Annotated in this window: 14 protein-coding genes; 7 read left to right on the top strand and 7 right to left on the bottom strand. The window is 69.1% G+C overall.

What is annotated here, in order from left to right; genetic code table 11:
• The coding region (locus VD972_RS38135) for an IS3 family transposase (RefSeq protein WP_324993747.1) at positions 1 to 158 on the top strand (158 nt) is incomplete at its 5' end.
• A 44-nt stretch (positions 159 to 202) separates the two neighbouring features.
• Here VD972_RS38135 and VD972_RS38130 read toward each other — a convergent pair.
• Positions 203 to 1,762 (bottom strand): hypothetical protein, encoded by a 1,560-nt coding sequence (locus VD972_RS38130; protein WP_324993746.1) that lies wholly within the window; start codon positions 1,760 to 1,762, stop codon positions 203 to 205.
• A gap of 197 nt (positions 1,763 to 1,959) precedes the next feature.
• Here VD972_RS38130 and zwf point away from each other — a divergent pair, with 197 nt between their 5' ends.
• Positions 1,960 to 3,498: a glucose-6-phosphate dehydrogenase gene (gene zwf / locus VD972_RS38125; protein WP_324993745.1), complete on the top strand. Its 1,539-nt coding sequence runs from the start codon at positions 1,960 to 1,962 to the stop codon at positions 3,496 to 3,498.
• A 125-nt stretch (positions 3,499 to 3,623) separates the two neighbouring features.
• Entirely contained in the window at positions 3,624 to 5,183 is a 1,560-nt protein-coding gene (locus VD972_RS38120) for a multicopper oxidase family protein (protein ID WP_324993744.1), read from the top strand.
• Positions 5,184 to 5,255: 72 nt separating this feature from the next.
• Here VD972_RS38120 and VD972_RS38115 read toward each other — a convergent pair whose 3' ends face one another.
• A complete protein-coding gene (locus VD972_RS38115; protein WP_324993743.1) occupies positions 5,256 to 6,350 on the bottom strand; it encodes an exo-alpha-sialidase in 1,095 nt (364 codons plus the stop codon).
• Positions 6,351 to 6,352: 2 nt separating this feature from the next.
• A complete protein-coding gene (locus VD972_RS38110) occupies positions 6,353 to 6,622 on the bottom strand; it encodes a MoaD/ThiS family protein (RefSeq protein WP_324993742.1) in 270 nt (89 codons plus the stop codon).
• Between the two features lie 67 nt (positions 6,623 to 6,689).
• Between VD972_RS38110 and VD972_RS45630 the strand changes: the two genes are divergently transcribed.
• Positions 6,690 to 6,800, top strand: a complete 111-nt coding sequence (locus tag VD972_RS45630; protein ID WP_414654195.1) for a LysR family transcriptional regulator — start codon at positions 6,690 to 6,692, stop codon at positions 6,798 to 6,800.
• Between the two features lie 133 nt (positions 6,801 to 6,933).
• Here VD972_RS45630 and VD972_RS38105 read toward each other — a convergent pair whose 3' ends face one another.
• Both VD972_RS38105 and VD972_RS38100 read right to left on the bottom strand, forming a co-directional pair.
• A complete protein-coding gene (locus tag VD972_RS38105) occupies positions 6,934 to 8,931 on the bottom strand; it encodes an elongation factor G (RefSeq protein WP_324993741.1) in 1,998 nt (665 codons plus the stop codon).
• A 138-nt stretch (positions 8,932 to 9,069) separates the two neighbouring features.
• Positions 9,070 to 9,546, bottom strand: a complete 477-nt coding sequence (locus VD972_RS38100; protein ID WP_324993740.1) for a hemerythrin domain-containing protein — start codon at positions 9,544 to 9,546, stop codon at positions 9,070 to 9,072.
• 147 nt (positions 9,547 to 9,693) lie between these two features.
• Here VD972_RS38100 and VD972_RS38095 point away from each other — a divergent pair, with 147 nt between their 5' ends.
• Positions 9,694 to 10,035 (top strand): hypothetical protein, encoded by a 342-nt coding sequence (locus VD972_RS38095; protein ID WP_324993739.1) that lies wholly within the window; start codon positions 9,694 to 9,696, stop codon positions 10,033 to 10,035.
• Positions 10,035 to 10,877 carry a sterol desaturase family protein gene (locus tag VD972_RS38090; RefSeq protein WP_324993738.1) on the top strand — a complete coding sequence of 281 codons (843 nt, stop codon included), beginning with the start codon at positions 10,035 to 10,037 and terminating at the stop codon, positions 10,875 to 10,877. Before VD972_RS38095 ends, VD972_RS38090 begins: the two co-directional genes overlap by 1 nt.
• Here the strand turns inward: VD972_RS38090 and VD972_RS38085 are convergent.
• Positions 10,782 to 11,663 (bottom strand): hypothetical protein, encoded by an 882-nt coding sequence (locus tag VD972_RS38085; RefSeq protein ID WP_324993737.1) that lies wholly within the window; start codon positions 11,661 to 11,663, stop codon positions 10,782 to 10,784. The genes VD972_RS38090 and VD972_RS38085 overlap by 96 nt on opposite strands.
• Positions 11,664 to 11,801: 138 nt before the next feature.
• Here VD972_RS38085 and VD972_RS38080 point away from each other — a divergent pair, with 138 nt between their 5' ends.
• Positions 11,802 to 13,487, top strand: coding sequence for an FAD-dependent monooxygenase (locus tag VD972_RS38080; RefSeq protein ID WP_324993736.1), 1,686 nt, complete (start codon positions 11,802 to 11,804; stop codon positions 13,485 to 13,487).
• On the opposite strand, the gene VD972_RS38075 is transcribed toward VD972_RS38080, so the two are convergent.
• Entirely contained in the window at positions 13,466 to 14,257 is a 792-nt protein-coding gene (locus VD972_RS38075) for a class I SAM-dependent methyltransferase (RefSeq protein ID WP_324993735.1), read from the bottom strand. The two genes, VD972_RS38080 and VD972_RS38075, sit on opposite strands and share 22 nt — an antisense overlap.
• Positions 14,258 to 14,265: the final 8 nt, after the last annotated feature.

The raw sequence follows: 14,265 nt of genomic DNA, 5'->3' as shown, positions 1-14,265 counted from the left end.
TGTACCTGACGCAGTTCGCCTCGCGGCACCAAGCCCGCTTGGCGATCTTCGAGTACATCGAGGTCTTCTACAACCGTCGTCGCCGGCACTCGAGCCTGGGCTACTTGAGCCCTTTGGAGTATGAGCGAGCCGCCCTACCTGTTAAGTTGGCAGCATAACCCTAGTGTCCACTAAACCGGGGCAAGCCCACTCCCCTGGAACCTCAGGCTGCGGACTGCATGGGCGTGGCTCCGATCAGCCCTTCGACTTCCTTGCGGCAGAGCGCCTCGAAGAGCTCTTCGCGCATCTTCTCCTGGGCGTCGGTGAGGTGGCCCTGCGAGGAGGCCCAGTCCAGCCGGGCCAGGAGTGCCGCCGCGCGTCCCAGCGGGCTCTGGGCCGCCTCGTCCCGCGCCGCGAGGATGGCGGGGATGTTCTCGGGCTGGAACGGGCCGTGGTAGCCCGTGTCCGAGTCCATATAGCGGAGGATCTGCGCGCCGCCGATGCCCACCCCGTCCACTCCCACGTGCACGGCCGCGGCGATCTGCGGCAGCCGGAAGCCCGCCGAGAAGTACGTCAGCAGCCCCCGCTCGTGCGCGCGGTGCACCAACTCCACCGCCGTGGCGTGGGAGATCTGCTCCATGACCGGGATGCTGGGGTAGGTGTCCGCCGAGCCGTCCCACGTCACCTTGTCGAAGCCGCCTTCCTTCACCAGCTCGATGCCGAGCAGGCCGATCTCCCGCCGCTCCGTCACCCGGCGCTCCACGCCGCCCCGATCATCCAGGATCGGCGTGTTGAGGTTGAAGGCTGCAGACAGGTACTGGGTCCGTGGGTTGCGCAGCACGTTGCTGCGCAGGCTGCGCATGAACTCGATGATCTGCGAGGCCGTCATGCGCTCCATGGCGAACTTGCACTCTGCCACCCCCTGCTGAAACATGGCGCTGGCCGCCGCCGCCATGGTGTGCACCACCTTCCACAGATCCAGGTGGAACCGCCCGCTGTCGAAGAGGGGCCGGCCAATGAAGCTGGTGACCGGAGCCCGCGGCCCCACGTGCATGCGCACCTTGGCCACGTTGAGCACCGACGGGATCCGGTAGGACTCCACTGAGCTGCGATCCTCGTGCCCACGCTCCAGGTGCTCCACGTGGACGATCACGCCGCGCATGTAGTCCTCGTCCGTGCTCGTGCCCAGCACATGCCCCTCGCCCGGGTCGGTGACGGACATGTACGTCTGCGTCGTGCCCTTCCCAGGCAGCGGCATCGGCTTGTACGGCAGGGTCAGCCGGGCCCCCTGTGCCAGCGCCTCGTAGGCCTCGTGGATCGTTCGCCGCTCCCGGTGCGTGGGCATGCGGCGCTCGCGCCGGATCGTATCGATGAGGACGCTCGCCGCGTCCACTCGCACGGAGGCGTCCACCTCCAGCTCGCGCTCATCGCCGGTGTCCTCCGCCACGTCGTCGAGCCACTGGCGCCGCAGGTCCTGCAGCTCCTCTTCGAGCTCCGCCGCGCTGAAGGTGTCCACGTGCTGCAGCACCGCGCCCATGGCCTGGGCGAACTCGGACAGCTCGCCATACTGGGCGGAGAGCTTCCCGAGCTCTGAGCGGATATAGGCGGTGCGCTCTTCGACGCTCTGGGGCTTGAAGAGCGGCAGCGGCTCCTTCTTGCGGAAGGGCTCGTGGCGGGCCCGGATGGCCGACGCCCGCGCGATCTCGATCATCTCCATCATCTGTGCGAGCACCAGCCGCTGGGCCTGGGTCCGGGTGTCGCGCAGCTCATTCATCACAGTCATGGTCGAAGCTCCGGTGGAGGGTTGGAGCCGCAGGACGCCCGCGAGTCGCGGCGAGCGTCATGGCGTACTCGGTATGTCTGATGGGGCCGGAAATCTTTGTGATCGGCCATTCACCGAAGGCAGAGCGCTTGCCGGGGGCGCGTCACAAATTCCCGATCCTGGCTCCACCCCGGGAAAACAACCTCAAGGGTGGAGTCATGACACGGACGGCAACTGCGAGCTGGGAAGAGAGGGTTTCGAACGGAGCGACGGCCGAGGCCATCCCCGAGCCCTGCGTCTTCGTCCTCTTTGGCGCCTCGGGGGATCTCGCACGGCGCAAGCTGCTGCCGGCGCTCTTCCGTCTCTTCGAGCGAGGCCTGCTGCCCGAGGGTTTTGCCCTCGTGGGCGCCTCGCTCGCGGCGATGGACCGCGAGGCCTTTCGCGCCAGCGTCCGCGAGAGCCTGGAGCAGGCCATGGGAGCGCTGGATGGGATCGCGTGGCAGGTCTTCGCCCGGAAGCTCGAGCACGTGACGATGGATCTCTCACGGACAGAGGACTACTCGCGCCTGGCCGAGCGTCTGGGCCAGGTGGAGCGGGAGCATGGCACCCGAGGCAACCGCCTCTTCTATCTCTCGGTGGCTCCGTCCCTCTTCGGACCGGTGGTGGACCACCTGGGCGCCTCGGGACTGTCCCGAGCCCGGGCCGGTGCCTGGGCGCGCATCATCGTCGAGAAGCCCTTTGGCACCGATCTCGCCAGCGCGAGGGCGCTCAATGCGCGGCTCCACCGCTACTTCGACGAGCCGAGCATCTTCCGCATGGACCACTACCTGGGGAAGGAGATGGTCCAGAACCTGCTCGTCCTGAGGTTTGCCAACAGGCTCTTCGAGCCCCTGTGGAACCGCCAGCACATTGACCACGTGCAGATCACGAACGCGGAGACGCTGGGGGTGGAGGGCCGTGGCGGCTATTACGAGCAGTCGGGTGTGGTGCGGGACATGATCCAGGGGCATGTCTTCCAGGTGCTCTCGCTGCTGGCCATGGAGCCGCCCGAGGACCTGTCCCCTGAGTCCGTGCGCAGCGCCAAGGTGGAGCTCTTGCAGACGGCGCGCGCCTTCTCTCCCGAGCGCATCCGCACCGAGTGCATTCGCGGCCAGTACGGCGCAGGCCAGGTGAGCGGCGCTCCTGTGCCCGGCTACCGGCAGGAGCCGGGCGTGGCCGTCGATTCCGGGGTGGAGACCTATGCCCTGCTGACGATGCGCTTCGACAGCCTGCGGTGGGCGGGGGTGCCCTTCTACGTGCGCTCGGGCAAGCGCCTGGAGGAGCGGGTGACGGAGGTGGCCGTGCAGTTCAAGCCAGGGCTGTTCCGCTTCCCGGGCCTGGAGGGACAGGAGCAGACCGGCGCCAACCAGCTGGTGCTTCGCATCCAGCCCAAGGAGGGGCTCGTGCTGCGCATCAACACCAAGGTGCCCGGGCGGGGCCTCGGCATGCGCGAGGTGGACCTCAGCTTCCTGTACGCCCAGGCCTTCGATGAGCGGCTGCCGGAGGCCTACGAGCCGCTGCTGCTGGAGGGCCTGCTGGGCATCTCCACGCTCTACACGCGCCGGGACATGGTGGAGCGGAGCTGGGAGCTGGTCATGCCCGTGCTGGAGGCCTGGAGCGAGACCAAGGCCGAGCCCAACTACGCGGCGGGGACGTGGGGGCCTGCAGCAGCTCGCCAGTTGCTCGAGGGCCAGGGGCGCGCCTGGAACCGAGGGTGACGCCTGTCAGGAGAGTGGCCGGGCGGGGCGCGCCACGGGCTGGGGGTGTCACATGCGCCAGGGGCCGACTCTGCTCCTGAGGGAGGCTGGCCACTGCGGTCAGCCCAAGCTCAGGAGCAGAGATCATGGCCTTTCAAGCATCGCCCCAGGCGGGCGCCGTCGAGCCGCATCAGCAGTTCCTGGAGCATGACCAACCTCACGAGCACCCGCACCAGGGGGGCAAGACCCACCACGCCCCGCGGGATCTCTTCGTTCACCTGGAGCTCGCCTACGCCACCCACCGGATCTGCCGGGTCCTGCAGGACGGGAAGTGCAAGGAGTGGGACGAGGTCAAGCTGCGCTCCTACAACGGCAAGCTGCATGGCCCGCTGATCGAGGCCTCTGCCGGGGACACGCTCAACATCACCCTGCACAACCGCCTCCCCCCCGAGCCAGTCCCGGGCCACGAGCACACCGTCACCGAGCCTCACGGCTTCAACACCACGAACCTCCACCTCCACGGCCTGCACGTGTCGCCCACGGGGAACGCGGACAACGTGATGCTCGCCATCCCGCCGGGCCGGGAGTTCCAGTTCGAGGTGAAGATTCCCCACGATCACTCCGCCGGCACCTACTGGTACCACGCCCACAAGCACGGCTCCGCGACCCTCCAGCTTGCCAGCGGCATGGCCGGCCCCCTGATCATCCGGGGGGATATTGACCGGGTGCCCTCCATCCGCGCCGCGAAGGAGCGGATCATCCTCTTCCAGCAGATCCCCTATGTCCTGGCGGACGATCCCACGATGCCTGGGCGCCAGGCCCTCATGGTGGAGAGCTACGAGCTGTTCAAGGTCAACGTCTGGCAGAGCCTGGGGCGGCGCTTCACGCTCAACGGCGTCGTCGAGCCGACCTACGAGATGTCTCCCGGCGAGGTGCAGCGCTGGCGGTTCATTCACGGGGGCATCCGCGAGATGCTCAAGCTCCGGCTGGTCCGTCGCGAGGGGAGTCAGGAGACCCCCTTGTCACAGTTCCAGATCGCGCATGACGGCATCACCACCGGGCGGGTCGACAAGGTGACCGAGACCGAGATGCATCCCGGCTACCGCGCGGACGTGATGGTCCGCGCGACGCAGGAGGATGGGCGCCCTCTCGCGCCGGGCACGTACTTCCTCGTGGACGAGGCGGTCCCGGCTCCGGCGCCGGGGCACACCCTGGCTCGCATCGAGGTGAGAGGCCGGCCAGTGAGGATGCGCCTGCCGGAGCCGAAGGAGCTCGCGCCGCTCGTGCCGCTCCGGACCATTGAGGACTCGGAGATCACCGGCGAGCAGACGGCCGTCTTCAGCATCGACACCTCGGTGACGCCGCCGCGGTTCTTGATCAACGGCCAGGAATTCAATACCCATAACGTGCGCAAGCTGACGCTGGGCGCTGTGGAGGAGTGGACGGTGACGTCCCAGAACTTCAATCACCCGTTCCACATCCACGTGAACCCGTTCCAGGTGAAGACGGCGGACGGGAAGATCCTCTGGAAGGACACGCTGATGGTGCGCAGCGGAGAGACCTTCAAGGTTCGCACGCGCTACTCGCGCTACATCGGGCAGTTCATGATGCACTGCCACATCGTCGAGCACGGGGATCTGGGCATGGCCGAGATCGTCGAGGTCGTGGCGCCGGCCGAAGCGCACGGGGGTGGGGGACATCACTGAGAGGGCTCGCGAGCCCTGGAAGGACGAGCGGCCGGGGAGAGCTCCCTGGCCGCTGCCACGCCACTTCATGGCTCAGGCGAAGCGGACGGCGTAGACGGGAGGCAGGTGCGCGGACACGTGCGCCCAGGAGTCTCCGCTGTTCTCGGAGACCCAGAGCGAGCCCGTGGTGCTGCCGAACGCGACCCGCTCTCCCGAGGCGTCCACGTCGAGTGCGTGGCGGAACGTGAGATCGTAGGCGTGCTCCTGGGGCAGCCCCTCGCGCAGCACCTCCCAGCTCTTTCCAGCGTCTCGCGTGCGAGAGACGACGACGTGGGCCTGGACGGGGACGCGCACCTCGTCCTTGATGGCGGGGACGCGCCAGGCGATGTCCGGGTTCGTGGGGTGGGCGGCGATGGCGAACCCGAAGACGCTCGGAGCGCTCTCGGGGATCGTCTCCCACTGGGTCCCCCCGTTATCGGAGCGGAAGACACCGTTGTGGTGCTGAGACCAGAGGCGGTCGGGGTGCGCGGCGCAGCGCGAGACCATGTGCGGATCCTGGATGACGGGATCCTCGCGCCGCTCGGGAGGCATGTACTCGGCGAACATGCCGTGGCTGGTGACTTCCCAGCTCGCGCCTCCGTCCAGGGTGCGCCAGACGCCGCCGCACGAGACGCCGATGAGGAGCTCCTTCGCGTTCTTCGGGTGGGGGCAGATGGAGTGGATGCCCGGCATCTCGGTGCCGCCACCGAACCACTGCTTGCGCATCGGGTGTTCCCAGAGGCTGCGCACCAGCTCCCAGGAGCGGCCGCCATCGTCCGAGCGGAAGAGGCCACCGCCGATCGTCCCGCACCAGAGCGTGTCACCCACCCCCTCCAGCGCCCAGATCTGCTCGACGCGCCAGGGCCACGGCTTGCCATCGGGGAGGGTGTCCACGACGCCGTCCGGCTGCTTCGGGAAGGCGGGGGCGGCCAGCTCATTCCAGCGCTGCCCTCCATCCGAGGAGGCGCGCAGCTTCACGCCAAAGTGGCCCAGGCCCAGCGCGGCGTAGACGGTGCCATTCGCGGCAGGCCGGGAGACCAGCGAGACCGAGTCCCCGAGGAAGGAGGTGTTGGCGATGCGCCAGCGGCCCTGGGTGCGGCGGACTTCGAAGAGCCCCTTGCGGGTGGCGGCGAAGATGCGATCGGACATGGTCATCCCCCTGAGAGAGCCTGCATGACGTAGAGCTCGGCGGATTCGTTGATGGGATCCCGTTGGGCCGCGCGGTCGCGGATCTGGCTGCCGTTGACGAAGACAACGACGTGCTGGCGCATGGCACCCTGTTCATCCAGCACATAGCCGCGTGCCTGAGGGTGGCGGGCGAAGTACTGCTCGAGGGCCTCTCGAACAGTGGTCCCGGTCACCGTCTCAGTGGGACACGACACATGACGCTGGATGCTGGAGGTGAATGTGATGCGCGGCACGGCGGCGCACCCTACCATCCGAGTTCCATCAGGTCATCCTCCAGACGCTGTGCTCTAGTGCCTGGGCATGGAACCCTCGGATCTCAGCTTGCTCGCGACCTTGGATGCACTCCTCCAGGAAGGCAGCGTGACCCAGGCGGCCCGCCGGCTCGGCCTGTCAACGTCGATGACGTGCTGAGCGAGCTGGGCCACGAGCGCCGTGTGGCGCGGGCCGTGCCAACCCCCGCACGCGGCTCGACCCCACGGATCCCACGAGCGGCACCACGCGGAAGAGGGCGCCCCGCACGAGGACTCGCCCGTAGCTTGAAGTGTCACCGCTCGGCCATGGGCTGGTGGCTCACTACGCGCTCGGCCTGCCGGCCCATCAGCTCGGAGTAGTGATCGTGCCGGGCCACGAAGGTGCCCAGGCCGGCGGACGCCGAGCGCAGCTCCACGATGAGGCCCTTCAGCTCCGCATGAGGCAGGTAGGCCGTGACGATCTCCCAGCCTGGGAGGTCCAGGTTCGCATCGAAGCTCAGCAGCTGACCCCGTCGCCCGGTGATCAGCCGCTGGGCGCGGGGCCTCGCCTCGCGTGGCACGTGGAGCTCCAGGTGGAGGATGGGCTCCAGGAGCACCGGCTCCAGCTTGGGCAGCACCTCCACCATGGCCAGGCGCGCGGCCGTGCGGAAGGCCTGATCGGAGCTGTCCACTGAGTGGAAGGTTCCCCCCGTCAGGGTGACCGCCACGTCCACCACCGCGAAGCCCAGCGGTCCTCGGCGCAGGCCCTCGAGCACTCCCTCCTCCACCGAGGGGATGTACTGCCGGGGCACCGCGCCGCCCACCACGGCCGAGGTGAAGGAGAAGCCCTGCCCGCGAGGCAGCGGCCGCACCTCCACCACCACGTCTCCAAACTGGCCATGTCCGCCCGACTGCCGCTTGAAGCGGGTGTGGTGCGTGCCGTGCCGCCGGACGGTCTCCCGGTAGGGGATGGGGACGGGGTGCACCCCCACGGGCACACGCAGGTGTGAGCCCAGCCGCTCGAGGGCCTCTCGGAGGTGCAGCTCGCCTTGGCCCCCGAGCAGCAGCTGCTGGGTGTCCGGATCCTGGTCCACGGCCAGGGAGGGATCCTCCTCCACCAGCCGGGCCAGCGCGCCCGGCAGCTTCACGTCATCCGTGCGCTTCTGCGCGGAGATCGCGACCTGGTGCACGGGAGGTGGCGCCACGGGCCAGCCCATGGTGCGGCGCACGCCGCCCATCTCCACGCGATCTCCCGTGCGTGCCGCGTCCACCCTGCCGAGGATCGCCACCTCTCCCTCGGCTGCGGCGGAGACCGGCGTCTGACGCGCCCCATGGGGCTGGAGCACCCCACTCACGCGTCCTCCGCCGAGCGTGCTCCCATCCGCCACCGTGCCCCGCCAGATGCGGGCCAGCGATTGCTTCCCCACGTGCGGCACGTACCACGTCTTGAAGGACTGGACCATTGGACCGCCGCCAGCAGAGATCCCCAGGCGCGTGCGCGTCTCCTCGACGCCGGGCACCTCGTGCCGCAGCCCCTTCAGGAGCCTCAAGAGCCCCAGGCCTCGCTCGGCCGAGCCGATGAAGACGGGCACCAGCCGATCCTCACGCAGCGCCCGCGCCATCTGCTCATAGAGCACCCCTGGCGGAGGCACTACGTCCTCGATGAGCTGCTCCAGCAGCGCGTCATCCTGGTCCGCCAGCCGCTCGAGCATCTGGCGGCGTGCCGCCTCCTCCAAGGGTCGATCCGTCTCGGGCAGGGGGATGAGCGCTGCCTCTCGCTCGCCGGTCATGCCCCAGGCCCGCTCGCTCACGAGATCCACCACGCCCACCATCCGCTCTCCCTCGCGCAGGGGGATCTCACGCAGGACCAGCGGGCGCGCGGAGACGTTCTGCAGCGACTCGAGGAGCCCTCGCACCGAGGCGCCGCTCTCGTCCAGCGCGTTGAGGAAGAGCAGGTGGGGGATGTGCTGCGTGTCGAGAAAGTGGAACAGCGGTGACAGGGCTGCCCCGCGCTCTGGGCCGGTGTCACACACCACCAGCGCCGCGTCGCAGACCATCAACGCGTGCCGCGCCTCGAGGGAGAACTCGGGAGCACCCGGGCAGTCAATGAACGTCCAGCGCTCGCCCAGGAAGTCGGTGGTGACCGCTGCCAGCTCCGCCGTCATCGTGCGCCCGCTGGCCGTCCCGCTTCCCCCAGGGGCTCGCAGGGAGCCTGCTCCGGTGACGCGCAGCAAGGACTCCAGCAGGGTCGTCTTTCCCGAACCCTGCGGACCGACGAGGGCGACGACACGCGGTGAGGCGGGGTGCTTCATATGGACGCTCCTGCGGGCGGCGGATGATTCCCGCGGGAAAGGTGGAGCACGGGTGTGCGCTTGAGAAGCAGGAGCGAGCGGACTGGCGAGGGCCCTCTCCCGTGTCTCCTCGAGGACCCTCGTGCTCCGCGCCGCCTGCTAGGGCGCCAGCGTGCTGCCCTCGTGCTCGGCCAGCTTGAGCAGCTCCTGCTGGGACAGCTCTTCCATGCTGCGCTGCATCTCCACGCCCACGGTCCGAAGGTCCTCCTCCTCCGCCACGCTCATCAGGCGCGGGAAGAGCGTGTCCTCCTCCTCCTTCACGTGGGCCTGCACCGACATCATGAGTTGGTGCACCTCCTGCTCGAGGCGCGGATCGCTGCGCTTCATCTGGAGGATCTCCGCGATGAGCTGCTTGACGTCGGCGTGATCCTGCATCGACTGGTCCACCATGTCCTGGATGCCCATCCGCATGCAGAAGGGATAGAAGTGCCGCTCCTCGATCGTCGCGTGGATGGTGAGCTTCTCCGAGATCTGGCCCAGGAGGGTGATCTTCTCATCGGCCTCAGCCTGCTGGATGCGGTCGAAGAGCTCATCCACTTCCCGGTGCTGCTGCTTCAGCATTGCGAGCGCGTCCATGAGGGCGGGCTCCTTTCTGGTCTCAGGGTTCGAGCCAACGGTCCGCACGCAACCAGACTCGGGCAAGCCATGCGCTCGCCCGGACGGGGGGCTTGATGGCCGAGGGGCGGAGCGTGCAAGACTGAGCATCCAAGGAGTCAGCGCGACATGAGCAGGAACGTGGGAATGGGCATCCTCAGGATGTTCTCGGTCATCGGCGGGGTGTGCATCCTCGCCTTCGTCGTGCTGGTGGCGGGAACGGCCTTCATGCCCGGAACGAAGATCGGGCACGTGTTCGGTGCTTCGGCGGAGGCGCTTGCGGGCAAGGAGCTCGAAGGGCGCCCGCTCGCGGCTCCCGTGCCTCCAGTCGCCGCGACGACAGCGGCCTCTCCCGATGCGGGGACGGGACCTGCGGCCGACGCGGGGACCGGTGCCGCCACCGCGCCAGGGGAGCAGGGGGGCGCAGCGCCCGCTGGAGCACAGGGGCTTCCAGAGCAGCAGGGCCGGTGATGCGCCAGCTGCTCATGGGGACGGCGCTCTCTTTCGGGCTGCTGGCCCTGGCATTCTGGCCGCTGGAGCGCTCGTTCCCCGCGCGCGCCGGGCAGCGCCTCCGTCGTCCAGCCTGGGGCGTGGATCTCGCTTTCTTCCTCGGCCAATACCTGGCGTGGGGGCCGCTCGTCGTGCTCTCGCTCACGGGCCTCCAGGATCTCCTGCGCCCCAGCGTCCTGGCGGAGCTGCGCGCCGCGGTGAGCCTCCAGCCCGTGTGGCTCCAAGTCGTGGAGGCGGTGGTGCTCTGCGATCTGTGCGTGTACTGGTGGCACCGCCTGTGTCACCAGGTGGAGTGGCTCTGGCGCTTCCACGCCGTGCACCACTCGGCGGAGCACCTGGACTGGCTGGCGGCGCACCGGGAGCACCCGCTGGATGGGCTCACCACTCAACTCGTGTGCAACCTTCCCGCCTTCGTCCTGGGCATCCCTCTGGCGCCGCTGGCCATGGTGGTGGCCTTCCGTGGCATGTGGGGCGCCTTCATCCACTCCAACGTCCGCCTCCCGCTGGGCCCGCTGGGGTTCCTCCTTGGTGCGCCAGAGCTGCACCACTGGCACCACGCCCGTGTCGAGCAGACACGGCACAACTTCGCCAACCTCGCTCCTTATATGGACTGGCTGTTCGGCACGTACCACCGGCCGGAGGGAGAGGAGCGGTGGGCGCTTGGGCTCACCACGCCGTTCCCGCGTGGGTACCTGGCGCAGCTCGTCTCACCCCTGCGTGCCCTTGTGCTCTCCGTCCGCGAGGCCCCGGGAGTTCCGCCGGCCGTCGGAGGGGGGCAGCCGCAGGCGGCGGATCGCGCGTAGCAGCAGCTCCTCGTCCATCGGGTTGACGAGGAAGCCCTTCGCGCCGAGCTGGTGGGCTCGCTCGAAGCCCTCGTCCTCCGAGGTGCTGTGGACGATCAGCGCACCGCCGATCTGGAGCTCTCCCATGAGCAGCCCCTCCATCGCCTGCACGGGCGCGAGCACCAGATCCGAGGGGCTCGTGTGGAGCACCTCCAGCGCCGTGGCCACCTTGGCCGAGTAGCCGTGACGGGTGAGGATCCGGGTGATGAGGACGGCCGTGACAGGGGCCCAGCCGTAGAGCAGGACGGGGGCATCCGGATCGGGCTCGGACTCGGGCTCGGGCTCCTGGGATGACTCCCGGATGCCGTACAGCTCCGCGAGCGCGCGAGCCAGGGCCGCGTCCGAGGCGAGGTGCGGCTCGACCCGAGGCTTGCCCGAGACGGCACGCACCGCATCCAGCGCCTCGATTGAGGCTGGGGCGGGCAGGGCGACGTGGAGGACTTCCTTGTCCCGCAGCTCCAGGCGGAGCGGGACGGTGCGGTACTGCCGCGCGATTCGGAGGGGGATGAGCCGGGAGAGCTTGCGGTCCAGCGGCGCACGCTCCAGGTCCACCGCGTCGATGCCAAGCTGATCGGAGAGCGCCTGCAGCACGTCGGACTCCGTGCAGATCCGCTCTCGGACGAGCGCCCGGCCGAGGGGGACCCGGGCCTCGTGGTGGTGCACCAGTCCCAGGCGGAGCTGGGCGCGGCTGACCACTCCCCGCTCCAGGAGGATCTCCCCCAGCATGCGCCTCGTGCCGATCTCCATGATTGAGTCGTAGATGGCACCTCGAAGGCTTCCCGACGACGGGCACCCGGCACGGCCCTTGATTGCTCACTTGCCCAGGGGGCTTTCCTGAGAGACTGGGTGTGGCCAGCCGGGCTGGCCTTGTGAGGAGGAGCGACCATGGACGACGTGGAGGTGCTCATCGCGGGCGCAGGGCCCACGGGCCTGACGCTGGCGGTGTGCCTGGAGCGCTATGGCATCCAAGTCCGCCTGGTGGATCGACTGGACGGCCCCTCGCCGCTGTCGCGGGCGCTGGCGGTGCAGGCCCGCACGCTCGAGGTGTTCGACGATCTGGGATTTGCCGCGGCGGCGCTGTCTCGGGGCCAGCGCGTGGAGGGAGCCAACATGGTGGCTCGAAACGGGCGTCAGGCGCACCTGAGCCTCGGAGGCTTTGCCGGGCTCGAGTCTCACTACCCGTTCATCCTCGTTCTTCCGCAGGACGCCACCGAGGCGCTGCTCACGGAGCAGCTCACGGCGCGGGGTTGCAAGGTGGAGTGGGGCGTGGAGCTGGAGGGGCACCGCGCGGTAGAGGGGGCGGTGGAGGCCACGCTTCGTCACAAGGACGGGAGGCAGAAGACGGTGCGTGCGCGGTGGCTCGTGGGCTGCGATGGCGCGCGCAGCCAGGTGCGCAAGGCAGCCGGCATCCCCTTCGAGGGCGAGACGTACGAGGACGTCTGCATGCTGGGGGACGTTCACGTGGACTGGTCCCTGAAGCCGGGCGAGATCTACCTCATGCCCTCGGAGCGGGGCGTGATGGCGGCCTTCCCCATGCCGGGCGAGTCCCGCTTCCGCCTCGTCACCATCATCCCTCGAGACATGGCTCCCCCGGGTGACACGCCTACCCCGACGCTCGAGCAGTTCCACGAGGTGGTGTCCCGCATGGCGCCTGTCCCGACCCGGCTGAGCGAGCCGCGCTGGACGAGCGGCTACCGGCTGCATCGCCGCGGCGTGCCTCGCTACCGGGAGGGGCGAGTGCTGCTGGCGGGAGACGCGGCCCACATCCACAGCCCGGCCGGTGGACAGGGCATGAACACGGGCATCCAGGATGCCTACAACCTCGCCTGGAAGCTGGCGCTGGTGCTCCAGGGGAGGGCAAGCGAGTCGCTCGTGGACACCTACGGCACCGAGCGAGAGCCCGTGGGCCGCAAGCTGCTGGAGGGGACGGACCGGATGTTCGGGTTCGCGGCGGCCAAGGGACCTGTGGCTCGGTTCGCGCGCAAGCACCTGGCCCCGCTCCTGGCTCCCATCCTCTCGCGTCCAGGGCTCCAGCGCCGGGTGGTGCGGTTCATCTCCCAGCTCTACCTGCGCTATCGCCACAGCCCGCTGTCCACCGAGACGGTTCGTGGGGCGGAGGGACCGAGTGCCCCTCTTGCACAGGGGCCAGCGCCCGGTGAGCGGGTGCCGGAGGTTCCGATCGCCGGGGAGGGTATCACCCGGCTGTATGAGGCCTTGCGAGGGCCCTCACACGTGCTCCTGCTCTTCCAGGGGCTGGATGTGCCCGCGCCGTTCGAGGAGCTCCTCCGCCTGGCTCGCACCCTGGAGTCCAGCTATGCCGGGTGGCTGCGCGCATGGGTGGTGACCCCGGAGGCCCAGCGGGCAGGGGCCGGCGTGCTGGTAGATGTACAAGGGCACGCACACCAGCGCTTCGGCGCAGGGGCGCCTTGCGCCTACCTGATTCGTCCGGACAAGTACGTGGGTTGCCGCCTGCGCCCCATTGAGTCCTCCCTGCTGCTCAACGAGCTGAGGAGACGTCTCGGAGGGCCCGTGGCGCCGACGGTGTCCAGTCAGGCTCCAGCGGCAGGGTGAGCGGTGCCTCCCTCAGGGGAGGGGAGCGGCGGAGCCTTGGGGCGGTACTCGTGGATCCACACCACCTCGACTCCCCAGGTGAAGAGCACCCAGTGCCGGGAGAGGCGGACGAAGTCTTCCGCCTCGATGGGCCGCGTCACCGTGAGGATGCGCGTTCCAGGTCGGCAGGTGCGGAACCGCTCGATGAGCCGGGCCTTCGTCTCCGGGGTGAGCGCCAGCCAGTTGGTGAAGAGGTGGGTCGCGTCTCCCAGCTCCTCGCGCGTCATGTCTCCCACGGTGAGCGTGATGCCCACCGCCTGGAGCCGCGGTGCCACGCGCGTCACGTGGTCGGCGATGAGCTCGATTCCTCGGGCCTCGGCCCCCAGCCAGCTCGCGGCGATGAGCACCCTGCCTCGCCCCGCGCCCAGATCCACCAGCCGGCTGCCTCGCCCGAGCCCCGCCCGCTTGAAGAGGTAGAGCGCCGACATCAGCGGCGTCTCTCCATAGATGAGCTCCCGGAAGCGCTGGCCGGTGGTCTTCAGCGCTCGGACCACCTCGAAGGTGCGCCGCGCGCGGTAGGGGGTATGGCGGATCTCCGCCCACCAGATGCCCAGATAGGATGGCAGCAGCCGGGGGTGCCAGAGCAGCAGGAGCAGGTCGGTGATGCGCGTGAGGAGGGCGAAGACCAGCACCTGCAGCCGAAGGGCGACGAGCTCGAAGAACGGGAGGTCGAACTCCTCCAGATCATCATCGCGCTTCGCTCCCGGGGCGGGAGGGGTGGGCTCCGTCATGCGATCCC

This window comes from Hyalangium sp. (genome assembly GCF_035629615.1).
Lineage (GTDB): Bacteria > Myxococcota > Myxococcia > Myxococcales > Myxococcaceae > Hyalangium.
Note: the sequence above shows the minus strand (reverse complement) of the source record. Positions and strands in the feature narration are given on the sequence as shown.

Bases quoted from the DNA above. Each gene is read 5' to 3' on its own strand.
- VD972_RS45630 (WP_414654195.1), top strand. From the start codon at position 6,690: ATGGAACCCTCGGATCTCAGCTTGCTCGCGACCTTGGATGCACTCCTC.
- VD972_RS38085 (WP_324993737.1), bottom strand. From the start codon at position 11,663: ATGGAGATCGGCACGAGGCGCATGCTGGGGGAGATCCTCCTGGAGCGG.
- VD972_RS38095 (WP_324993739.1), top strand. From the start codon at position 9,694: ATGAGCAGGAACGTGGGAATGGGCATCCTCAGGATGTTCTCGGTCATC.
- VD972_RS38120 (WP_324993744.1), top strand. From the start codon at position 3,624: ATGGCCTTTCAAGCATCGCCCCAGGCGGGCGCCGTCGAGCCGCATCAG.
- VD972_RS38080 (WP_324993736.1), top strand. From the start codon at position 11,802: ATGGACGACGTGGAGGTGCTCATCGCGGGCGCAGGGCCCACGGGCCTG.
- VD972_RS38090 (WP_324993738.1), top strand. From the start codon at position 10,035: ATGCGCCAGCTGCTCATGGGGACGGCGCTCTCTTTCGGGCTGCTGGCC.
- VD972_RS38130 (WP_324993746.1), bottom strand. From the start codon at position 1,762: ATGACTGTGATGAATGAGCTGCGCGACACCCGGACCCAGGCCCAGCGG.
- VD972_RS38115 (WP_324993743.1), bottom strand. From the start codon at position 6,350: ATGTCCGATCGCATCTTCGCCGCCACCCGCAAGGGGCTCTTCGAAGTC.
- VD972_RS38105 (WP_324993741.1), bottom strand. From the start codon at position 8,931: ATGAAGCACCCCGCCTCACCGCGTGTCGTCGCCCTCGTCGGTCCGCAG.
- VD972_RS38075 (WP_324993735.1), bottom strand. From the start codon at position 14,257: ATGACGGAGCCCACCCCTCCCGCCCCGGGAGCGAAGCGCGATGATGAT.
- zwf (WP_324993745.1), top strand. From the start codon at position 1,960: ATGACACGGACGGCAACTGCGAGCTGGGAAGAGAGGGTTTCGAACGGA.
- VD972_RS38100 (WP_324993740.1), bottom strand. From the start codon at position 9,546: ATGGACGCGCTCGCAATGCTGAAGCAGCAGCACCGGGAAGTGGATGAG.